The organism is Marmoricola sp. URHA0025 HA25, assembly GCF_054059435.1.
Map to the genome: position 1 here is coordinate 3,113,389 of NZ_JBSSCD010000001.1, position 20,110 is coordinate 3,133,498.

Consider the following 20,110-nt stretch of genomic DNA (forward strand, 5'->3'; position numbering starts at 1 on the left):
GGCTCGCGCGGCTCAGACGAACACGTTCAGGACGAGGACGCAGGCCAGGCCCATCACGGAGATCACCGTCTCCATCACCGACCATGACTTCAGCGTCTGACCGACAGTGAGGCCGAAGTACTCCTTCACCAGCCAGAACCCGGCGTCGTTGACGTGGCTGAAGAAGAGCGATCCGGAGCCGATCGCGAGCACCAGCAGGGACAGCTCGTTGTTGCCCAGGTCGGCCGCGAGGCCGCCGACGATCCCGGCAGTGGTCACCGTCGCGACGGTCGCGGAGCCGGTGGCGAGGCGGACCCCGACCGCGACCAGCCAGCCCAGGAGCAGGGGCGACAGGCTCGAGTCCTTGGCCGCGTCGGCGATCACACTGGCGACCCCGGAGTCGGAGAGCACCGTCTTGAAGCCACCGCCGGCGGCCACGATCAGCATGATCGAGGCGACCCCGGGCAGGCCGGAGCCGAGCGACTCCTGCACCCGCTCACGAGACATGCCCGAGGCGGCGCCGAGCGCGAACATCGCGACGAGCACGCCGACGAGGAGCGCGATCGACGGGTCGCCGACGAAGTCGAGCGTGTCACGCAGCCTCGTGCCCTCGTCCGCGGTCAGGTCGGCGATCGCCTTGAGCAACATCAGCAACACCGGCAGCACCATGGTGAGGACGGCCGCGACGAAGGGTGGCCGGCGTCCGGCGGGCGCCGCCGCGTCGACGGCGTCGCTGCTCTCGTCCGCCGTCTCCTGGACACCACCGCCGCCGTCGCCGACCGCCGTGCCCCCTGACGTCCGGCCGACGGTTGCGGTCCCGCGCGCGAGAGCGGCCGCGCTGGTCTGGTCCGCGTAGACGGGCACGAGACGGTCGAGGAACGGAGCCAGCAGCGGTCCGGAGACGATCAGCGTCGGCACCGCGACGACCAGGCCGAACAGGAGCGTGCGACCGAGGTCCGCGTGCAGCAGGTTGATCGCGGTGACGGGACCGGGGTGAGGGGGCACCAGGCCGTGCAGGACCGAGAGGCCTGCCAGCGCGGGGATGCCGACCCTCATCAGCGACACCTTGGTGCGCAGACCGACCAGGATGATGATCGGGACCAGGATCACGACCCCGATCTCGAAGAACATCGGCAGCCCGATGATGCCGGCGATCAGCGCCATCGCCCACGGAAGCCGCTCCGGACCGACCCGAGAGACGATCCGGTCGACGATCTGGTTCGCTCCCCCGGAGTCGGCCAGCAGCTTGCCGAGCATCGCGCCGAGGGCGATGAGCAGCCCGACGGTGCCGAACGTCGTGCCCAGGCCGTCGATGAAGGCATGGAGCACGTCGAGGGGCGCCACCTGGGCGACCGCCCCCAAGACCGCGGTGCCCAGCATGAGCGCGAGGAAGGGATGGAGCTTGGCCCACACGATCAGGACCACGACAGCAGCGATCGCCAGGATCGCCGCGACGAGCAGCTGGGTGTCACCCGCATCGCTCAGCGTGGGGTCCTGGACCTGGACCAGCAGGGACGGCTCGACCATCGGCTTGGCGCCTCTCTTTCCGGACTCGATCGTTCTGGTTCCCGCTGGATGCGGAAACATGAGCACGAACCGCCGCGGGTACGGGCCGGCGGTTGCCGGACAGGGCGAGGAGGTCGAGATGGCGCACGCGCCGCTGGTCGTGATGGGCGTGTCCGGTTCCGGCAAGTCGACCGTGGGGGCGGCCCTCGGTCAGCGGCTCCGGGTGCCCTTCGCCGACGCGGACGACTTCCATCCGCCGGCCAACATCGCCAAGATGACCGCCGGCGAGCCGCTCGACGACCACGACCGGCACCCGTGGCTGGAGGCGATCGGCGGTTGGCTCGCGAACCATCCGGACGGTGGCGTGATGAGCTGCTCGGCCCTCAAGCGCAAGTACCGCGACCAGCTCCGCCACCACGCCCACGGCACCGTGTTCCTGCTGCTCCACGGGACGCCCGAGGTGATCCGCAAGCGCCAGGCCAGCCGGCCCGGCCACTTCATGCCGGCGTCCTTGCTGTCCTCGCAGTTCGCGACGCTCGAGACGCTGGCGCCCGACGAGCGGGGGCTGGTCGTCGACGTCGACCAGAGTGTCGACGCGATCGTGGAGGCCTACGCCCGCTGGGCGGACGTCTCGGGGGCCTAGGCCACGCCGCTCAGCCGAGCCAGCCGAAACGGACCACGGCGACGAAGGCCGCCGCCAGCAGCAGCACGACGTTCATCGGCAGGACTGCCGGCTCCCCGCGACGCAGGTGGAGCGGGATCGCGCCGAGCTGGACGAGCGCCAGGCCGGTTGCCGCGAGCGCCGTGAGGGTGCCCTCGAGACCCGCGCGCTCGTCGACCACGCCGAGCAGCTTGGGCAGCACCAGGCCGAGCGCGCCGAGGAGCTCGGCGGTGCCGAGCAACCGGACCTGCGCCGTGGTCAGGCTCGTCGTCCAGGGCATCGAAGGCTCGAGCTTCGCCATCGGCCGGGTCGTCTTCAGCGTGCCGGCGGTGAGGTAGAGGAGTGCGAGGACTCCGGCCACGATCCAGGTGGCGATCTCCATGGTTGCTCCTCGCGTCGTGTCGTGGTCAGGGAATGATGACGGTCTTGCCGCGCGCGTGGCCGGCGCGGGCATGTGCGACCGCGGCGGGAACGTCGTCGAGCGGCACCTCCGCGTCGACGGTCACGCGCAGGCGCCCGTCGGCGGCCAGCTCGGCGATCGTGGCGAGCGCTTCCGGTGTCGCTTCGCTGGACAGGTTCACGCCTCGCAGCTCGCGGGTCGCGAGAGCTTCCGGGTCGAGGGCACCGTTGGTGCTGATGACGATGCCGCCGGGGCGCAGGAGCTCGACCAGGTCGGCGCCCTCGCCCGGCTTGCTCACCAGGTCGAGCACTGCGTCGATCCCTCCCGGGTGGGCAGCGAGCACCTGGTCGGCCGTGGAGCCGGCGGTGAAGTCGACGACCTCGGCCGCGCCGAGCGCGCGCAGGTGGTCGACCAGCTCACCCATCGCGGTCGCGATCACCAGTGCGCCCTCTTCGGTGGCGAATTGCACCGCCGACTGGCCGACACCGCCGGAGGCGCCGTTGACGAGGATCGTGCTTCCGGCGTCGAGCCGGGCTGCCTCGACGGCCTGGTACGCCGCGACGCTGGCGGTCGGCAGCGCGGCCGCCACGGCGAACGTGAGCTGCTCGGGCAGCAGGGCCAGCTTGCCGTCGGCAGGAGCGACAGCGAACTCGGCGTAGGAGCCCCGACCCAGGGCGACCTTCATGAACTGGCCGTAGACCCGGTCACCGGGGCGGAAGCGCTCGACTCCGGAGCCGACCGCCTCGACGACACCGGCGCCGTCGGAGCCCATCACGATCGGGAACGGGTGGTCGACCACGCCCCGGAGGGCGCCGTCGATGACCTTCCAGTCGAACGGGTTCATGCCCGCCGCGTGGATCCGCACGACGACCTCGTCGGCAGCCGGCTCGGGCACGGGGACTTCGGCGACCTGCGGCTCGGCGCCGAAGTCGCGGATCACGACGGCGCGCACTCAGCCCACCAGCCCGGAGATCCCGGCCAGGTCGATCCGGTGCGCGGTGTGCTCCACCTTGGCGTGCAGGTAGCGCAGGTTGCTGTCCGAGGCGAAGACTCCGGTCGTCGCGGTGTCGCGCACGACGACACCGAGCTCGCGCAGCTGCCGGGCCTTGTCCGGGTTGTTGCTGAGCAGGTCGATCTCGTCGATGCCGAGGGCTTCCAGCATCTGTGCGGCCGCCGTGTAGTCGCGGGCGTCCTCGGGGAACCCCAGGGCGGTGTTCGCCTCGTAGGTGTCCAGGCCGGCGTCCTGCAGCGCGTAGGCGTCCAGCTTGTTGTAGAGCCCGATGCCGCGGCCCTCCTGTCGCAGGTAGAGCAGCGCGCCGCCCACGCCCGCGATCCGCTCGACCGCCTCGCGCAGCTGCGGTCCGCAGTCGCACCGCACGGAGCCGAAGACGTCGCCGGTCAGGCACTCCGAGTGCAGCCGCACGAGCGGCACGTCCCACGCGGCCGGGTCGCCGAAGACCAGGGCGAGGTGCTCGGCCCCGTCGGAGAGGCCGTGGAAGGTGACCACCTCCGCCGTCACGGCGTACCCGTCGGCGAAGCGCAGCGGGACCCGCACCCGGGTCCGCTCGGTGGCGGCCGGAGTCGCCGGCAGGGCAGTGACTGCGGCGAGGCCGTGGTGGGTCGTGCTCATCAGGGAGCTCCTGTCGATCAGGGTCGTTCAAATTCGAACTTCCGGAGAACCGTAGCGGTTCGTTCGAATTTGAACAAGTCTGTTGTTAGGCTCATTCCATGGCGCGGACGAAGTGGCTCGACGACGAGGAGATGCGTGCTTGGCACGCCTTCCTCGCGGCCGCCTCCCTCGTCGACCGGCGACTCGACCAGCAGCTGAAGGAGGATGTCGGGATCTCGCACCTGCAGTACGAGATCCTCGTCCGGCTCTCGGCGAATTGTGACCACGAGATGCGGATGAGCGAGCTCGCCGATGCGGTGCTGGGCTCGAAGAGCGGGCTGACCTACCAGATCTCGCAGCTGGAGAAGGCAGGTCTGGTCCGGCGTCGCTCCTGCACGTCCGACGACCGCGCCGTCTTCGCCGTGCTGACCCCGGCGGGCGAGCGCGTGCTGGAGCGAGCGGCGCCCGGGCACGTCGCCCTCGTGCGCGACCTGGTGATCGACGTACTCACCCCTGAGCAGCGCGCGGCCGTCGCCGACGGCCTCGGCGAGGTCGGCCGTCGCCTGCTCGACTCGGAGGCGGCCCGCTCCCGGTGACCGACCCGGACAGCGCGGCGCTGGCTCGACGCGCGGCTGCGCTCGTCGGTGCCCGTCGACGCGTCCTGCTCGGGATCACCGGGCCCCCGGGCGCCGGCAAGTCGACACTCGTCGAGCACCTCGTCGACCTGCTGCGCGCGGACCCTCCCGACGGCCTGGACGCAGAGTGGGTCGCCCAGGTCCCGATGGACGGGTTCCACCTCGCCGACGCGCAGCTCGACCGGCTCGGCCGCCGAGAGCGGAAGGGCGCGCCCGACACCTTCGACGCCCCGGGCTACGTCTCGACGCTGCGCCGCGTCCGGGACGAGCCGGAGTCGACGGTGTACGTGCCCGGCTTCGAGCGCGACCTGGAGCAGCCGCTGGCGGCCGCGATCGCGGTGCTCCCCCAGGCTCGGCTCGTCCTCACCGAGGGCAACTACCTGCTGCTTCCGGACGGCGAGTGGGGCGAGGTCCGAGCGGTGCTCGACGAGGTCTGGTACGTCGACCTGGCCGGTCCCGAGCGGGTCCGGCGCCTGTGCGAGCGACACGTCGCGTCGGGCAAGAGCCCGGCTGCGGCCCGGGACTGGGTCGAGCGTGTCGACGAGCCGAACGCGCGGCTGGTCGAGGCGACCCGGGCGTGCGCAGATCTGGTCGTGCGCGCATGGGCCTGAGCCCGATCTGTGCACCTTTTGTCCGTTTTGTCCTCATCTTGGACCCTGGGTGGCCGATGGGAACGGTGTCCATGACCCCTCCCCCAGCTGGAGCCCGCCATGCCGGTCACCCCTCGCCGCACCCTGGCCGCCGTCCTCGTCGCCGGCGCACTCACGTCGATGCCCTTCCTGTCCGCTCCGGCGTCGGCGTCAACGGCCCCGGCCAACTTCGCGGTCGCCTCCGCCGCGCCGGCCGCGCCGGCGGCGCGGACCACCCGTGCGAACGGTGAGTACCGGATCACGGTTCGCGGCTGGACCCGCACGATCGTGCGCGGCAACCAGTCGACCATCAACGGCTGCCGCAGCGCGACGCTCTGGGAGGGTCCGCTGCCCGGGGGTTCCGGCACCAGCTGGCTCGCCGGTCATGACTACTGCGGGTTCTACCGCTGGGACCGGCTCCTCCACGTCGGCGACACCTTCACGGTGTCCACGCCGAGTGGAGCGATCCTGCGCTACGTCGTCACCGGACGCGGCTTCGTCGGGCGCCACAGCGGGAGCGCCGCGGGTCTCATCCACGGGGACATCACGCTGCAGACCTGCCGCGGCTCCGGGACGTCCTTCACCTACGCCCGGCAGATCGGGTCCTGAGCCTCACCGGACGACGTCCCAGACCTGCAGCTGCACGCCGTTGGAGTAGGTCGCGTGCTCGACGAGCGCGAGCCGGGTCTTGTCCTGGTCCTGGTTCGCCCACAGCCTCCGGCCGTCGCCGAGCAGCACCGGGAACACCAGCAGGTGGTAGCGGTCGACCAGGCCGGCGGCCGCGAGCCCCTGGGCGAGCCTCGAGCTGCCGGCGACGATGATCGGCTTCCCGTCGCCCTCCCTGAGCGCGGCGACGTCGTCGAGCGACCGCAGCACGGTGGTGTCGTGCCACAGGGTGGTGTCCGGGTCGGTGCTCGACACGACGTACTTGGGAATCTGGTTGAAGTGCGCGAACTCCTCCATCCCGGGCCACACGGGCGCGAAGAGCTCGTAGCTCACCCGTCCGAGCAGCAGGGCACCGGCGTCCTCCTGCTCGCGCCCCTTGATCTCGTAGGCCGCCATGTCGGGCTCGATGTCCTGGAAGGTCCATCCGGCGTGCCGGAAGCCGTCGTCGCCGCCCGGGGAGTCGACGACGCCGTCGAGTGAGATGAACTCGCTGACGATGAGCTGGCGCATGATGTTCTCCTGTCGATGAGGTCCGGCTTGCTGCCGTCACCCTCTCCACGAACGGCGCCCCCTGGTTCGACAGTCCCGGTCGAAGAAGTTGCGACGTAGGTTGGCGGTCCGGCAGACAGCCGGACCCACCCAACCCGAGGAGAGCGGCGTGCGGCAACGGCGGATCGGCGACACCGAGGTCGGAGCCATCGGGCTCGGAGCGATGCAGCTGTCGGTGGAGGGACGTCCCGACGAGCAGCAGGCGATCGCGACGATCCACGCGGCGCTCGAGGACGGCGTCACCCTGGTCGACACCGCGGACGCCTACCACATCGGTCCGGACGACGTCGGGCACAACGAGTCGCTGGTGGCCCGCGCGCTTGCGCAGTACGGCGGCGACACGTCCGGCGTACTGGTCGCGACGAAAGGTGGCCACACCCGGCCACCCGACGGCTCCTGGGCCATCGACGGCTCACCGGAGCACCTGAAGGCGGCCTGCGACGCCTCCCTGGCCCGCCTCGGCGTGGACGCCATCGGGCTCTACCAGCTCCACCGGCCCGACCCCCGGGTGCCGTACGCCGAGTCGGTCGGCGCCCTGCGTGACCTGCTCGACGCCGGGAAGATCCAGCGGGCAGGCATCTCCAACGCCAGTCCCGAGCAGATCCGGCTGGCGCAGGATGTCCTGGGCGGGCGCCTGGCCAGCGTGCAGAACGAGTTCTCGCCGGACTTCCGCTCCAGCGAGCGGGAGCTCGAGCTGTGCGACGAGCTGGGGATCGCCTTTCTGCCGTGGAGCCCCTTCGGCAACAGCTCGCGTGCGGGCGGCCTTGGATCGAGGCACGAGAGGTTCGGGCGGGTCGCCGAGCACCACGGCGTCAGCCCGCAGCAGGTGTGCCTCGCGTGGATGCTGGCGAAGTCGCCGGTCGTGATCCCGATCCCGGGATCGTCGCGTCCCGAGACCATTCGGGACTCCGCGCGATCCGCGCAGCTGGTGCTCAGCGAGCAGGAGCTCGCGCTGCTCGACGCGGGCTGAGCCCGGGATCGATTTGGACTCCACGTGGGACCGCGGGTAACCTTCACCTCACCGACGCGGGGTGGAGCAGTTCGGTAGCTCGCTGGGCTCATAACCCAGAGGTCGCAGGTTCAAATCCTGCCCCCGCTACGAATTTCAGGCTCGGAATCTACGGATTCCGAGCCTGAAAGCATTTACGAACTTGATCACATGTCCATTTGGTGACGGGTTTCCCGGAGAGCCTTCGCTGCCGCGCCCCCGGGTGACCTACACCGCGAGCACCCGCTCCTCCAGCATTGACGGCGGCTGGCTATGCGGGTCGGACCTGACCCATCTGACCGCCATGACCGCCGCCCACGCCCTTGACCGGATCAACGACTGGCAGACCGCCCTGCACGCGGAGAACAAGAGCCTTGGCACCGTGGCCCAGTACGCCGACGGCGCCGCCCGCTACCTGCGCTGGTGTGCCGGCGGAGACCACCTCCCGATGAGCCGCGCCGCCCTCAACTCCTGGATCGCCGGCCTGCTCGAAGCAGGAGCCGCGCCCGGCACCGCCCGCATCCAACGGCTTGCCGTGCGCCGCTTCGCCTGCTGGCTCACCGCCGGAGGCGAGATCGACACCGACCGGTTCCCCGGCGTCAAGGCGCCCCACGTCGAGCCACCCCTGGTCGAGCCTCTTACCGACGACGAACTGCGCGCCCTCCTCGCCACCTGCGCCGTCCATGGAGAAGGCAGGACCGCCGGGGACACGCTGCATCACCGGCGCGACGAGGCCATCATCCGGCTCATGGTCGAGAGCGCCATCCGCTCCGGCGAGCTCCTCGACCTCCACCTCGACGACCTCGACATCGTCGAGCGGCTCATCACGATCCGCCGCGGCAAGGGAGGGCGGGGAGAGTGATCCCGATCGGGCAGGCCACCACCCAGGCCCTGCTTGCCTACCTCGCCGAACGCGAAGACCATCCGCTCGCCCACACCGCCGACCTCTGGCTCGGACGCGGACCCAAGACCTTCAGCAGGGACGGGCTCTACCGCGGCCTACGGCGTCGCGCCCAGCGCGCCGGAGTCGAGGGCTTCCGTCCGCACCGGCTCCGACACACCGCCGCCCACCGCTGGCTCGCTGCCGGCGGATCCGAGTCCGGCCTCATGGCCATCGCCGGCTGGACCCGCACCGACATGCTCATCCGCTACACCCGCGCCCGCGCCTCCGAACGCGCAGCGGCCGAGGCCCCGCAGGCTCGACCTCGGAAACCTCTGATGGAGATCCCCAACCTGGGACCGCAGGGCAGGCTGGGCGGAGGCAACGTAACGCTGGGGATCGTGACCCTCGATAGTCTCGCGGCATGGTCATGGATGTGAGCGCGGGCGGGTCGGCAGACCTTCCCGAGTCGCTGGTGACCGAGTTGCGCCGTACCGCCACCCAGTTGCTCGGGAACGTTTCGGCGTACGCCGATGACATGCTCGACTACATCCTCGATCGGATCCCTGAAGCCGATGCTGATGACTACCTTCGCGGCCTGACGCTGGGGTCGTGCTCGTCGAACCTCGAGGCAGCACTGTCGATGGTGCGGGCCGGTATCGACGTGAGTTCCGCGACGGCCCCGGTCACCGCCCTGGAGCATGCGCGCGCGATGGCGGCCCGCGGCTACAGCGTCGATGTGATGCTGCGTTTCTACCGGATCGGTCACGCCTATTTCAGTGAGCGCATCCTCGCCGGGATCACAGACGTGGTGCCCGACCCGGCCTTCGCCATTGCGGTGGTAGCCGACCTGCAGCGCTTTGCGTTCGCCTATGTCGACCGCATCTCCAGCGAGGTCGCCGCCGAGTACGTCGCCGAGCTCGACCGCATGCAGAACCGAGTCCGCGCGGCCCGGACTGATGCGGTCCGCGGGTTGATCGCCGGCGACCATATCGACCTCGAACGTGCCGAGCGAACCTTGTCCCACCGGCTCACCGGATGGCAGACCGCCTTCGTCTGCTGGACCGATCGCGATGACGTCGATCTCGCGCGCGTCGGTGCCGCGGTCGGTGCTCACTTCGGTTCCCTTCGCCCCCTGCTCGTGCCGGACGGCGCCCAGGCGCTTTGGGGCTGGGTCGCCACCACGCGCCCTCCCGCAGTAGCGCCAGCGGACCTCGCGCCGTTGGCCGACCAGGTCCCCGCGACGGTCCGGATCTCCATGGGCACGCCGGCGCAGGGCCCTGGCGGCTTCCGCGACTCCCACGCCCAGGCGCAGCGCGGGCGTCGGATCATCGAGCTCTCAGGCCGGGGAGCTCCGGTGACGTCGTACGCCGAGATCGCGCTGGTGGACGCGATCAGCGGCGACCTGGACCTTGCCCGTGCCTTCGTCGCGACCGAGCTCGGTGCCCTGGCGGTCGGCGGGCGCCGCGAGGACGAGGAACGACGGGCGCTGTTGGCAGTGCTCGACGCACAGGGAGGGCTGGCAGCTGCGGCCGAGGTGCTGGGGGTACACCGCAACACCGTGCTGCAGCGAATGCGCCGGGCAGAGGAACGCCGAGGGCGTCCCGCCACAGAGCGGATTGCCGAGCTGCATGCAGCGCTGCGGCTGGTCCATGTGCTCGGCCCGGTGGTGCTCACCTCGGAACCCGGCCGAACCTGAGAGCATGTGCTGCGCGCACACGGACCTGGGCTCGGCACCACTGGTACGGGTGGCCCGCGGTTCGTAGATTGCGGGGCATGTCAGCTACCACCGAGCAATCCGCGCCCCCAGCCACGCGCCACGCGCTTCCCGACGCGGGTGCGGGGGTCCCGACGATCTCGTGGCCCGTGGTCGGCATCTTCTTCGGTGCCCTGGCGGTCTTCGCGTTCTCCACGTGGGCCGCGGTGAGCGACACGCTTCCCGGCCTGGCGACGGTCCTGCTCAGTGCGGCCGCGATCTTCGTGCTGTTCACGGTGCTGCACGACGCTGCGCACTACTCGGTGAGCACACACCGCTGGGTGAACGTGGCCTTCGGCCGGGTCGCGATGTTCTTCGTCTCACCGCTGATCTCGTTCAAGTCGTTCGCGTTCATCCACATCGAGCACCACCGCAACACCAACGATGACGAGAACGACCCGGACCACTTCGTCAGCGGCGCCCCGATGTGGCAGCTTCCCGTGCGGTTCCCGCTGATGGACGTGCCGTACCTGACCTTCCTGGTGCGCAACGCGCGGCGCCGTCCCCGGGGAGAGGTGCTGGAGACAGTCTTCCTGATGGGGGCGACTGTCGCGGTGATCATCACCTGTGCGTTCACTGGACACCTGTGGACGCTGGCGGTGGTCTACCTGATCCCCGAGCGGGTCGCCATGTTCGTTCTGGCCTGGTGGTTCGACTGGTTGCCGCACCACGACCTCGAGGACACCCAGCAGGAGAACCGCTACCGCGCCACCCGCAACCGCGTCGGCTCCGAATGGATCCTCACGCCCCTGCTCCTCTCGCAGAACTACCACCTCGTCCACCACCTGCACCCCTCGATCCCGTTCCACCGCTACGTCGCAACCTGGCGACGAAACGAGGAGGCCTACCTCGAGCGTGATGCCGCGATCGGCACCGTCTTCGGCCAGCAGCTTGACCCGGACGAGTACCGCGACTGGAAACGGCTGAACGGAAAACTCGCCCGACTCCTCCCTGTGCGAATGCCGAAGCGCTCCTCAGCCCGCGCTGCGGAGTTCCACCCCATCCCGGTCGCGAGCGTCGAGAAATTGACCGACGACAGTGTGCTGATCCGGTTCGAGGTGCCCGACGGCCTGCGTGACCAGTTCTCCTTCGAACCCGGTCAACACGTGACCGTTCGCACTGACCTAGGAGGCGAGGGAGTACGGCGCAACTACTCAATCTGCTCCTCGGCAACTTCCGGCACTCTCGCGATCGCCGTCAAGCACATCCCTGGCGGGGCCTTCTCCACGTTCGCGATGGAACAGCTCCGGGCCGGCGACACCCTCGACCTGATGACCCCAACCGGTTCCTTCGGCACAGCGCTCAATCCGCTCGCCACCAAGAACTACGTCGCGATCGTCGCCGGCAGTGGCATCACCCCTGCACTGTCGATCCTGCAGACGACGCTCGCAGTCGAGACCGAGAGCTGCTTCGTTCTGATCTACGGCAACAGGGATGCCGACAGCACGATGTTCCGCGATGAGCTCGCCGACCTCGAGTCGCGCTACGCCGACCGGCTGCGAATCATCCACCTGCGTTCCCGCGATCCACGACACCCGGCGCATCTTCGTGGTCGCGCTGATCGTCCGAAGCTCGAGCAGCTGCTCGACGCCGGCCTGGCCGCTTCGGTCGACGAATGGTTCCTCTGCGGGCCGGTTGAGATGGTGGCCGATCTACGCGACCTGCTCATCGAGCGGGACGCCGATCCGGATCATGTCCACGTGGAACTCTTCCACGGCTACCAGAAGCCCAAGGTCGCCGACGGTTTCACCCCGGCGGCGGTAACGATCGGCCTGCGCGGTCGTCAGCACGAGGTCGAGCTCGCCGCGGGCGACACTGTCCTGGAGTCCGCACTGAAGGCTGGACTGGATGCGCCGTACGCCTGCCTCGGCGGAGCCTGCGGCACCTGCAAAGCCAAGGTACCGCTGGGGTCGGTCGCGATGGAACAAAACTTCGCGCTGTCGCCGGCAGTTGTCGAAGCCGGCTACGTGCTCACGTGCCAATCGCACCCGACCACACCAGTGGTGACTGTCGACTACGACGCCTGAGCTCGCCAACACGTCTTGTCGCGTCGGCGGCCGCTTCTTCCGCGCGACACCATTCCATCCGCACCGAAGGAGAACCCTGGTGTTCGTTGACCGTCTTAGCCTGCTCCGAGAAGGGCTGCCCGCCTCGCTCACGCCCCAAGTGGTCGATCGCCTAGTCGCCCGCGCGACTGCCGGCCCCGACGCCGCGCGCGTCACTACCCGGGCGCCGTACACCGGAGCGCCGATCGCGGACCTGCCGATGGCAAACCCGGCCGACGTGACGGCCTGGGTACTGCGTACAACTACAGCTGCGATGTCGGGTCACTGACCAGCACGAGTCAGCTGGAGATGGTCCTCGGACACATCGCTGACGCGGTCGCCAAGGGAGCCAAGGTCTTGGCTGGCGGCAATGCTCGGCCCGACGTCGGCCCGCTGTTCCACGAACCGACCGTGCTAGCCGACGTCACACCTGCCATGAGTCTGTATCGGGACGAGACATTCGGTCCGGTGGTATCGGTCTACCCGTTCGGTGACGACGACGAAGCTGTGGCGTTGGCCAACGACACCGTCTACGGGCTGAACGCCAGCGTCTGGACCCGCGATGGCATTCGCGGAAGAGCGCTGGCCGCCCGGCTGCATGCCGGCACCGTCAACGTCAACGAAGCGTTCGGCGCGGCCTGGGCCAGCCTCGATGCCCCCATGGGAGGCATGGGCGCCTCCGGCCTCGGTCGTCGCCACGGCGCCGAAGGATTGCTGAAGTACACCGAGGCTCAGACGGTGGCACATCAGCGGCTGCTCGGCTTCGCACCGCCTCGCGGGGTACCCCACCGTCTGTGGGCAAAAGTCGTCACGGCGGCGCTGACCCTGGCGAGACGAGCTGGATTGAAATGACCGTGAACGCCACTACGGGGGTCACGCGTTACGCCCGATTCATTCGTGGATTGCAGGAGCGTCACGTCAACGACCTGCCCGGTGGGCCACGCATGGATGGTTTCGCTGGTGATCGGTACCCAGTCTCTTGAACAAGGCCAATTTTCGTGCACGGCTTGCTCCGATCTCGACACAGCGAAGCGCGGTGCCGCTAGGCGGCCACGCCGGTTGTCCGGCGACGACAGACTCGTCGAGCGGCGTGAGGCGCGAGGTATCAGGTCGGTCATCCCCTGGGTCGGGTTCGGGGGACGATCGTGCGGTCGCCGGAGGTGACCATTACGTGTATCGGTGTGGCGCTAGCACGTAGGAGTGTCGCGAGGCCGCGGCGTCCCTGGCGCCGGGCAAGATCCGGCCCGAGGGCGATCATGAGGGCAGTCAGCGCCGGCAGCGGACGGCCGAAGAGCGTGATCTGGTTGATGTGTGCGGTGTCGTTGAGTACCAGCAGCTGCGCCTCCTCGAACGGCTGGGAGCCGACCCGTGCCCGGTAGGCCAGGGCGTAACTGTTGCCCTGACCGGTCTGGGTGTGGAAATTGATGCCCCTGACTGCGGTGAACGCCGCCGCCAAGAAGTCGCGAACCTGATCGGTTCCCTCGAGGCGGAACTGGTCGGTGAGAGGCGAGGTGACCACGATGTCCGGGCTCAGGCAGGCGAGTGCAGCTTCGACGTCACTACTTTCGGCGGCGGCCCGCCAACGGTCGACGGTCGCTGCAGCGGGGTCAGAGGTGTCGAGCATGGCTTCTCCTGGCATGAAAGGCGATAGGCATTGTGGAGCGAGCTGGTGTCAGCCGGCCAGCTGGTTGAGCTTGCGGATCTGATGGTCGAAGGCCCGGGGGGGCGCGAAGCGGCGCAGGATGCTGGCGCGTCCGGCCAATGTGCCGGCGGTGTAGCGCAGTTTCGGCTTCGGGTCCGTCGCTGCGGAAAGCACAACCTTGGCTACCACGGCGGGGTCGTCGCCGTCCGCGAACGCCGCCGCCATCACGCGGTCGAAGGTCTGCCTCTGCTCGGCATACACCGGCAGTGGCACATCGGGCTCCTCGCGCTTGTCCTCGAAGCCCGTCTTGGTGTACGCGGGTTCAACGAGTAACGACCGGATGCCGTACTGCCGCACCTCGTGGTCCAAAGACTGGGAATAACCCTCGATCGCATGCTTTGAGGCACCGTAGACGGCCATGTAGGGCGCGGGGAGAAAGCCCTGAACGGAGGAGACGTTGACGATCCGCCCGTGTCCCTGGGCTCGCATGTGCGGCAGCACCTCCTTCACCATTCGCATGACACCGAAGACGTTGATCGCGAATACCGCCTGGGCCTGCGCGATCGAGCCTTCCTCGACCGCTCCGACGGCGCCGATGCCAGCGTTGTTCACCAGAACGTCGATGCGCCCGAAGCGTTCGACCACCTGCTGGACCGCGGCGGTGGCCGAGCTGTCACTGGCAACGTCCAGGTCCAGGAACATCACTCCTTCCAGCGGGTGGCGCGCGAGGTGTCGCGGCTTGTGCCGACCACGTCGAAACCTGCTTTGACCAGCGCGAGCGCGGCTTCCTTCCCGATGCCGGACGAGGCTCCTGTTACGAGTGCCACCGGGCGAGTTGTTTTCATCGCGAGCTCCTGAACGCAAAGGGAAATGGTGTGTTGTGATTTCCTACTGACTGGTTTCACTTTAGACTAGTGAGTTGGAAATCGCAACACACCCGTCTAAGATGAGGTGCATGACCGATTCCGACGCGCGTCCCGCCATCCGGATGGCTGAGCAGCCCTTGGCAGTCCGTCCGTGCTCGCTCGCCGGCGCTCTGGAGGTCCTCGGTGAGCGGTGGTCGCTGCTTGCCCTGCGCGAGATCAGCTACGGGGTGCACCGGTTCGCCCGCATCGCCGGCTATACCGGGGCGTCGCGCGACATTCTCGCTGACAGACTCCGCAAGCTGGAGGCAGCCGGAGTCATCGAACGCCGGCCTTATAGCGAACACCCGCCGCGCCACGAGTACCACTTCACCGAGGCTGGGCGGGAACTGTTCCCGGTGATGCTCGCTCTCTCCCAGTGGGGCGACAAGTGGGCAGTGGACAAACCGGCGCTCACACGCTGGCACTCCTGTGGTCAGCCGCTTCAGGTCGATCTGGTATGTCACCACTGCGGCCAGCCGATCACCAGCGAAACCATCCACGCCGAACACGCCGAGCACGCCGACGCCTGACTGGCGGGCCGACAGGCGGCGACCGCGACTAAGGATTTCGCGTTCGAGGTCGTTCGCTGACCCGACCCGGTTGCTGTTCACAGGAGTCTTTGGGCAGGGCGCGGGCAAACGCGCCGACGCTGCAGAGATCAGCCGACGGATTCGGCGACCAGGAAGGAGGTTCACGGTGACCGTGGCACTCGCGACGAGCCCGATCTCGGCTCCGAGTCGACCACGGCGGGCGCCACGTCCCGCTTACCCTTCAGCTGTGGAAGCGTCCTTCGGCGTCCGTGATGGGTGACCTCCCCCCGTACTCCGCCGTGGCGGGCGCCGACCCCGGCGTCGTCCACGGCCTCATCCGCCAGCGGGCCGAGCCGGTGGCGTCGATGACCTTCGAGGCCGCCTGGCAACGCGACCAGGCGCTCATCGCCGCGATCGACGGCGCACTCGGCGACCTGGAGAACGGGCTGGCCGAACCTCGGTCGAACAGGCCCCGGTGGCTGGACGGCCTGGTCCAGCGGGAGCTCCGGGTGGCGTCGAGGACGTCCTGGTCGCGGGAGCGGTTCGTGCGGATCCGGCTGCTCGAGCGACTGGGTCTGGTGACGCTCGACCCCGACGACACCTACGTCCTCGCGATGGTCAGCGCGCTCGGGCGGGACAAGGCCGACAAGCTCCGATCCGATCCGGAGCTCGTCGAACGCGCGCTCTGGCGGGTCTTCGAGGTCGAGGGCGGCGGCGAGGTCAGCCTGACCAACGTCGACCGGTTCGGGGGCGACGAATGGCGCCATGCCTTCCTCGAGCTGGTCGCCGACGGCACCCTCGACCGGACGAGGGTGCTCGAAGAGTGCCTCCGGGCACTCGGACGCGACTTCGCCGCCTACCGGGCAGGCTGGTTCTCGGCGACGTACCTCGCCCTCGAGCCCTCACCCGAGGAGAGCGCCGGCTCCCAGTCCGAGCTGCGCCGGTTGCTGGGCGCCTCCGTGCCTGCGACCGTCGCGTTCGCGCTCAGGCAGCTCGTGGCGATCCACAAGGCCGGAGCCCTGGACCTCCCGGAGACGCTCGAGCTGCTCGCGCCGGCAACGCTCGCCAAGGCCAAGGGCACGGCACTGGAAGCGCTCCGACTCGCACGGGCCGCCGGACCCGACCATCGGATCGCGGCGGTGCGGATCGCGACCACGGCGCTCGGCCACAGCCACGCCGATGTCCAGCGCGCGGCGGCGACGCTGCTCACCGACCTCGGAGAGCGTGAGTCCCTCGCCGGCTCGGGCGACGAGCTCACGCCGAGCGTCCAGGTCGACCTCGGTCTGGCGCTGCGCTCCCGAGTGCCGGTCGCGAGCGAGCGGCTCGTGCAACCTCTCGTCCCAGCCCCCGTTCGCGTCGGTCCCCAGGACCTGGCCGAACGGGCAGCGGCCCTGCTGGAGGACGCCTCCGACCCGCTCGAGCTCGAGGCGGTCCTCGACGCACTCACCGTGCCGGGCAGCGAAGAACGCCTGGTGCCGCTGTGCAAGAGGGCCCGACAGGTTGCCGAGCGAGGAGTGCAGTTCGGGCGCGGCGACGTACGGGTGACGGAGCTGGTAGCCCGGACCGTGTTGGCGCTCCTCGGCGAGCCGACGCCGACCGGAGAGCCGACAGCTCCCGCCCTGCGCTTCCTGGTACGCCGAGCCGGGGAGCTCAGACTGAGCGACGCGCCGCTGCTCGCAACCCCGGACCTGCCCGGCGGCTGGGTCAGCCCCGCAGCACTGGTCGAGCGCCTCGGACGCCACCCGCAACCCCGACACCATGACCTCGTCGCCGCCCTGCTGCGACTCCACCCCGACGACCGCGAGCAGGCGGCTCACCCGGACCTCCCTCCGGCGGTCCGTTTCGCGCTCGGCGGCGTCGCGCCACCCGAGCCCGTAGCGCGGCGACGCCGTGCCGGTCCGGACGCCTGGTGGGTCGCGGCAGAGCGCTCGCGCGCTCCCTACTCCGACGCGGAGGCGCCACAGCTCCACTCGGAGGTCAGCAGCCACGTCTGGCAGCAGAACGGCGCGGAGCGCACGTCTCGGTACACCAGGTTCTCGGTTCGGGTCTCGATCGCCCGCGAGTCGGCCGATGACGAGCCGACCGAGCTGCTGGACGGGCGCACGGACCGGTGGGGCGCGGGAGGGATCAGCCGCGCCACCGGTGATGCGATCCCTGCCCTGGCCGCGATCTGGCCCCACGACGCGGAACACTTCCTGGCCCACACTGCTCTCCCGGTCCTCGAATCCCCGAGCTGGGCCGAGGTCGCCCACGACGTGCCCCCGACCCTCGACGCCCTGGCCCGCCATCCGGGCCGGCTGGGCACGCTCGCCGTGCACACACTCGCCGCCGGCCTCTGCGCGACGCACCGCGACCACCGCCTCCACGCCGTGGACGCGTTCCTCGACCTCGTCCCGACCGGTCGCATCGCAGTCACCGACCTCGCCGTCGTTCTGGCGCAGTACGCCGAGGCATGGCCGGCCAGCAGGTGCGCCGAGTCGCTCACGGCGGTGACGCAGGCCCCAGGCGGCAGCGCCACCGCCGTCGGTGTGCTCACCGAGCTGCTGCCACGACTGCCGGTCGGTCATCGTGGCCTGCACAAGCTGCTCGAGCTGTTGCGCGACGAGGCGCTCCGCCACGGGTGGCCGGTCACGGATCCCGCCCTGGTCGGGTGGCTCGGTCAGCTCTCCGGCTCCTCGTCCGCATCCAGGACCGCACGGCTGCTGCTTGGGTAGGTTGCGACCATGGCGGCGGTCGCGGAGGAGCAGACGTACAGCTACGTGCGCCCGTCCGCCGTCACGTTCGACAAGGGCCGCGCCGAGCTCGTGCTCGCCACCAGTGGTGGGCGCACCACGCGAGGTCCGGCCGCGCACCCGGTCTTCTTCGACGGCTTCCTGGGCCATCCCGAGCAGTCCGCCGCAGCCCTCCTGGCGGTCGCCCGGGTCGCACGGACGCGCTTCTACACCCCACCCGGCATGGTCGCCGCGATCCTCCGCACGGCGGATCCCGTCGTCACGAGCAACGGCGACGGGCTCCGATTCGAGAGCTTCTCCGCCTGTTGCGGCGTTTACGCCCGGTACGACGTCCTGCCCGCGAGCCTGGACGGCCGCGTCGTCGACACCGGCACCACCAACGTCGACTTCAACCCTCCGATGCGCGACGCCCTCGCGCGCGTCGCCGGCCTCGAGCCGCTCCACCTCCGGGTCGGCGAGGACGTCGTGGTGCGGACCCTGGACGCGGAGGTCACCGAGAGGAAGGTCCCGCTGCCCGAGCGGTGGCTGAAGGGCTTTGCGGAGGTCCAGCTGGCGTCGGCCACCGTCTCGCCGGCCTTCGAGGTGGTTGCCGTGGAGGCCAGGCGGTTCATCCGTGGCCTCCCGAGCTCGGGGACCCGCAAGCCGGTGTGGGTCGTGCCCGCGGGGCCCGGGCTGCGCCTCACGACCCGACCCACGCCCGGCGGCGTCTCGCTGTCGAGCCCGGAGCGGCTCAAGCCGCTGGAGCCCTTGCTCCGGTTCGCCACCTCGTTGAGGGCCTACACCGGCCCTCACGATCCGCAAGGCACCGCGGGAGTCTGGGAGCTCGAGCTCGAGGATGCGCGGCTCGTCCTGGCGTTGAGCCCCGAGTCCAGCCGCGGGTTCTCCGGCGAGGGCGGCGTCCTGTGGGACCTCGCAGACGACGAGTCGGCGGACGACGCCGACGCCGTCTCGACGCTCCTTGCCTTCGAGCCCACGATCGACGTCGACCGCCTGGCCGAGGAGGCCGGCCTGCCGGCTGCTCGGGTACTGCGCGCACTCGGGCGACTCGGCGGTGCCGGACGAGTCGGCTTCGACACCGCCCGGGGCGCCTACTTCCACCGCGAGCTTCCCTACGACGCCGAGCGGCTGGCCGCCATGCACCCGAGGCTGCGCGACGCCAGAGCACTGCTCGATGCCGGAGCCGTGCGTCTCGACGGCGACATCGCCCACGTCCGGAGCGGAGATGTCGAGCACGTAGTCCGGCGTACGCCGGACGGGGACCGCTGCACCTGCCCGTGGTTCGCCAGGCACCAGGGCAGCCGCGGACCGTGCAAGCACGCGCTTGCCGTCAACCTGCTGCGCATGCGCCGCGAGTGAGCGCGAGCCGAGGCGGTCAGTCGCCCCAGGTGCGGGCGAGGACGTCGCGGTGGGTCGGCAACGCGTCACGGTGCCGGGTCGCGCCGTCGCCGGTCAGGCACACGAAGATGGCCCGTCGGTCATCGGTGCACATGCTGCGCTTGACCAGGCCGTCCTGCTCGAGCCGTCCGACCGCGCGTGAGAGCGCGCTCTGGCTCAGGTAGATGTCCTGGGCGAGGTCGGTCATGCGGTAGTTCCCGCAGTTCGCGTCCACCAGCCGGTCGAGGATCTCGAACTCGCTGAGCCCGATCGCGTGCTCGTCCTCGAGCGCCTTCTCGAGCGCACAGCTCACCTTGGCGTGCCGATCGAGCAGCTCGCGCCACTCACCGACCGGCGCCTCCGGCGCGCGACGCCCCGAGCGGGAGGCTGCGGGGGCGGCGGTCATGTCTCGGAGGATAGCCAAGAAGCGGCCTTGATGCAACCACATTAAATGCACTTGCATCCAATGCAGACGCATGGAAGGCTCCCGTTCCATGACATCGATCTCGGCTCCACCCGCGACACCCTCGACCTCCTCTGCCTGGCCCCGACGGACCTGGGCACTCCTCATGACCCTCTGCATCGTGCTGTTCCTGGACGGACTCGACGTCTCGATGATCGGCG

General features: G+C 69.8%; 18 protein-coding genes, 1 tRNA gene and 2 pseudogenes. 13 read left to right on the plus strand and 8 right to left on the minus strand.

The window, feature by feature from the left end; genetic code table 11:
* Window positions 1–12 precede the first annotated feature (12 nt).
* Window positions 13–1,506, minus strand: coding sequence for a GntP family permease (locus ACVW00_RS15355; protein WP_457111769.1), 1,494 nt, complete (start codon window positions 1,504–1,506; stop codon window positions 13–15).
* Between the two features lie 118 nt (window positions 1,507–1,624).
* Between ACVW00_RS15355 and ACVW00_RS15360 the strand changes: the two genes are divergently transcribed.
* Window positions 1,625–2,128, plus strand: a complete 504-nt coding sequence (locus ACVW00_RS15360) for a gluconokinase (protein ID WP_457113120.1) — start codon at window positions 1,625–1,627, stop codon at window positions 2,126–2,128.
* A 10-nt stretch (window positions 2,129–2,138) separates the two neighbouring features.
* Here ACVW00_RS15360 and ACVW00_RS15365 read toward each other — a convergent pair whose 3' ends face one another.
* Genes ACVW00_RS15365 through ACVW00_RS15375 form a run of 3 tightly spaced genes read right to left on the minus strand, consistent with a single transcriptional unit; the run spans window position 2,139 to window position 4,176 of the window.
* Complete coding sequence (locus ACVW00_RS15365; protein ID WP_457111770.1) at window positions 2,139–2,528, minus strand: DoxX family protein; 390 nt, start codon at window positions 2,526–2,528, stop codon at window positions 2,139–2,141.
* A 25-nt stretch (window positions 2,529–2,553) separates the two neighbouring features.
* A complete protein-coding gene (locus tag ACVW00_RS15370) occupies window positions 2,554–3,498 on the minus strand; it encodes an NADP-dependent oxidoreductase (protein ID WP_457111771.1) in 945 nt (314 codons plus the stop codon).
* The gene (locus ACVW00_RS15375; protein ID WP_457111772.1) at window positions 3,499–4,176 is read right to left on the minus strand and encodes a GTP cyclohydrolase II; all 678 of its coding nucleotides are present in this window, start codon (window positions 4,174–4,176) and stop codon (window positions 3,499–3,501) included. It abuts the gene before it with no gap.
* Window positions 4,177–4,274: 98 nt separating this feature from the next.
* Between ACVW00_RS15375 and ACVW00_RS15380 the strand changes: the two genes are divergently transcribed.
* The 3 genes from ACVW00_RS15380 to ACVW00_RS15390 all read left to right on the plus strand — a co-directional run bounded on the left by ACVW00_RS15380 (window position 4,275) and on the right by ACVW00_RS15390 (window position 6,028).
* Window positions 4,275–4,751 carry a MarR family winged helix-turn-helix transcriptional regulator gene (locus tag ACVW00_RS15380; RefSeq protein WP_457111773.1) on the plus strand — a complete coding sequence of 159 codons (477 nt, stop codon included), beginning with the start codon at window positions 4,275–4,277 and terminating at the stop codon, window positions 4,749–4,751.
* Entirely contained in the window at window positions 4,748–5,401 is a 654-nt protein-coding gene (locus ACVW00_RS15385) for a nucleoside/nucleotide kinase family protein (protein ID WP_457111774.1), read from the plus strand. The genes ACVW00_RS15380 and ACVW00_RS15385 overlap by 4 nt, the downstream gene beginning before the upstream one ends.
* A 99-nt stretch (window positions 5,402–5,500) precedes the next feature.
* Window positions 5,501–6,028, plus strand: coding sequence for a hypothetical protein (locus ACVW00_RS15390; RefSeq protein ID WP_457111775.1), 528 nt, complete (start codon window positions 5,501–5,503; stop codon window positions 6,026–6,028).
* A gap of 3 nt (window positions 6,029–6,031) precedes the next feature.
* On the opposite strand, the gene ACVW00_RS15395 is transcribed toward ACVW00_RS15390, so the two are convergent.
* Entirely contained in the window at window positions 6,032–6,595 is a 564-nt protein-coding gene (locus ACVW00_RS15395; RefSeq protein ID WP_457111776.1) for a dihydrofolate reductase family protein, read from the minus strand.
* A gap of 148 nt (window positions 6,596–6,743) precedes the next feature.
* Between ACVW00_RS15395 and ACVW00_RS15400 the strand changes: the two genes are divergently transcribed.
* The 6 genes and pseudogenes from ACVW00_RS15400 (at window position 6,744) to ACVW00_RS15425 (ending at window position 13,155) form a co-directional block, all read left to right on the plus strand.
* Complete coding sequence (locus tag ACVW00_RS15400; RefSeq protein WP_457111777.1) at window positions 6,744–7,604, plus strand: aldo/keto reductase; 861 nt, start codon at window positions 6,744–6,746, stop codon at window positions 7,602–7,604.
* 55 nt (window positions 7,605–7,659) lie between these two features.
* A tRNA-Met gene (locus ACVW00_RS15405) sits at window positions 7,660–7,733 on the plus strand.
* 337 nt (window positions 7,734–8,070) lie between these two features.
* Window positions 8,071–8,942, plus strand: a pseudogene (locus ACVW00_RS15410) (tyrosine-type recombinase/integrase).
* A complete protein-coding gene (locus ACVW00_RS15415) occupies window positions 8,927–10,201 on the plus strand; it encodes a PucR family transcriptional regulator (RefSeq protein ID WP_457111778.1) in 1,275 nt (424 codons plus the stop codon). Before ACVW00_RS15410 ends, ACVW00_RS15415 begins: the two are co-directional and overlap by 16 nt.
* Window positions 10,202–10,278: 77 nt before the next feature.
* Window positions 10,279–12,285, plus strand: coding sequence for a fatty acid desaturase (locus ACVW00_RS15420; RefSeq protein ID WP_457111779.1), 2,007 nt, complete (start codon window positions 10,279–10,281; stop codon window positions 12,283–12,285).
* 264 nt (window positions 12,286–12,549) lie between these two features.
* Window positions 12,550–13,155: an aldehyde dehydrogenase family protein gene (locus tag ACVW00_RS15425; protein WP_457113121.1), complete on the plus strand. Its 606-nt coding sequence runs from the start codon at window positions 12,550–12,552 to the stop codon at window positions 13,153–13,155.
* 262 nt (window positions 13,156–13,417) lie between these two features.
* On the opposite strand, the gene ACVW00_RS15430 is transcribed toward ACVW00_RS15425, so the two are convergent.
* Together ACVW00_RS15430 and ACVW00_RS15435 are read right to left on the minus strand one after the other, a co-directional pair.
* Window positions 13,418–13,927 (minus strand): nuclear transport factor 2 family protein, encoded by a 510-nt coding sequence (locus tag ACVW00_RS15430; protein WP_457111780.1) that lies wholly within the window; start codon window positions 13,925–13,927, stop codon window positions 13,418–13,420.
* 48 nt (window positions 13,928–13,975) lie between these two features.
* A pseudogene (locus ACVW00_RS15435) lies at window positions 13,976–14,790 on the minus strand (oxidoreductase).
* Between the two features lie 110 nt (window positions 14,791–14,900).
* On the opposite strand from ACVW00_RS15435, the gene ACVW00_RS15440 reads away from it, so the two are divergent.
* The 3 genes from ACVW00_RS15440 to ACVW00_RS15450 all read left to right on the plus strand — a co-directional run bounded on the left by ACVW00_RS15440 (window position 14,901) and on the right by ACVW00_RS15450 (window position 19,468).
* Window positions 14,901–15,380: a winged helix-turn-helix transcriptional regulator gene (locus tag ACVW00_RS15440; protein ID WP_457111781.1), complete on the plus strand. Its 480-nt coding sequence runs from the start codon at window positions 14,901–14,903 to the stop codon at window positions 15,378–15,380.
* A 272-nt stretch (window positions 15,381–15,652) separates the two neighbouring features.
* Window positions 15,653–18,094 (plus strand): DUF6493 family protein, encoded by a 2,442-nt coding sequence (locus ACVW00_RS15445; protein WP_457111782.1) that lies wholly within the window; start codon window positions 15,653–15,655, stop codon window positions 18,092–18,094.
* Between the two features lie 9 nt (window positions 18,095–18,103).
* On the plus strand, window positions 18,104–19,468 hold the full coding sequence (locus ACVW00_RS15450) for an SWIM zinc finger family protein (protein ID WP_457111783.1): 1,365 nt from the start codon (window positions 18,104–18,106) through the stop codon (window positions 19,466–19,468).
* Between the two features lie 16 nt (window positions 19,469–19,484).
* Here the strand turns inward: ACVW00_RS15450 and ACVW00_RS15455 are convergent, their stop codons facing one another.
* Entirely contained in the window at window positions 19,485–19,892 is a 408-nt protein-coding gene (locus ACVW00_RS15455; protein WP_457111784.1) for a MarR family winged helix-turn-helix transcriptional regulator, read from the minus strand.
* Window positions 19,893–20,110: the final 218 nt, after the last annotated feature.

Coding starts and splice junctions, on each gene's coding strand:
- ACVW00_RS15355 (WP_457111769.1), bottom strand. CDS start 1,506: ATGGTCGAGCCGTCCCTGCTGGTCCAGGTCCAGGACCCCACGCTGAGC.
- ACVW00_RS15360 (WP_457113120.1), top strand. CDS start 1,625: ATGGCGCACGCGCCGCTGGTCGTGATGGGCGTGTCCGGTTCCGGCAAG.
- ACVW00_RS15365 (WP_457111770.1), bottom strand. CDS start 2,528: ATGGAGATCGCCACCTGGATCGTGGCCGGAGTCCTCGCACTCCTCTAC.
- ACVW00_RS15375 (WP_457111772.1), bottom strand. CDS start 4,176: ATGAGCACGACCCACCACGGCCTCGCCGCAGTCACTGCCCTGCCGGCG.
- ACVW00_RS15380 (WP_457111773.1), top strand. CDS start 4,275: ATGGCGCGGACGAAGTGGCTCGACGACGAGGAGATGCGTGCTTGGCAC.
- ACVW00_RS15390 (WP_457111775.1), top strand. CDS start 5,501: ATGCCGGTCACCCCTCGCCGCACCCTGGCCGCCGTCCTCGTCGCCGGC.
- ACVW00_RS15395 (WP_457111776.1), bottom strand. CDS start 6,595: ATGCGCCAGCTCATCGTCAGCGAGTTCATCTCACTCGACGGCGTCGTC.
- ACVW00_RS15415 (WP_457111778.1), top strand. CDS start 8,927: ATGGTCATGGATGTGAGCGCGGGCGGGTCGGCAGACCTTCCCGAGTCG.
- ACVW00_RS15420 (WP_457111779.1), top strand. CDS start 10,279: ATGTCAGCTACCACCGAGCAATCCGCGCCCCCAGCCACGCGCCACGCG.
- ACVW00_RS15430 (WP_457111780.1), bottom strand. CDS start 13,927: ATGCTCGACACCTCTGACCCCGCTGCAGCGACCGTCGACCGTTGGCGG.
- ACVW00_RS15440 (WP_457111781.1), top strand. CDS start 14,901: ATGACCGATTCCGACGCGCGTCCCGCCATCCGGATGGCTGAGCAGCCC.
- ACVW00_RS15445 (WP_457111782.1), top strand. CDS start 15,653: ATGGGTGACCTCCCCCCGTACTCCGCCGTGGCGGGCGCCGACCCCGGC.
- ACVW00_RS15450 (WP_457111783.1), top strand. CDS start 18,104: ATGGCGGCGGTCGCGGAGGAGCAGACGTACAGCTACGTGCGCCCGTCC.
- ACVW00_RS15455 (WP_457111784.1), bottom strand. CDS start 19,892: ATGACCGCCGCCCCCGCAGCCTCCCGCTCGGGGCGTCGCGCGCCGGAG.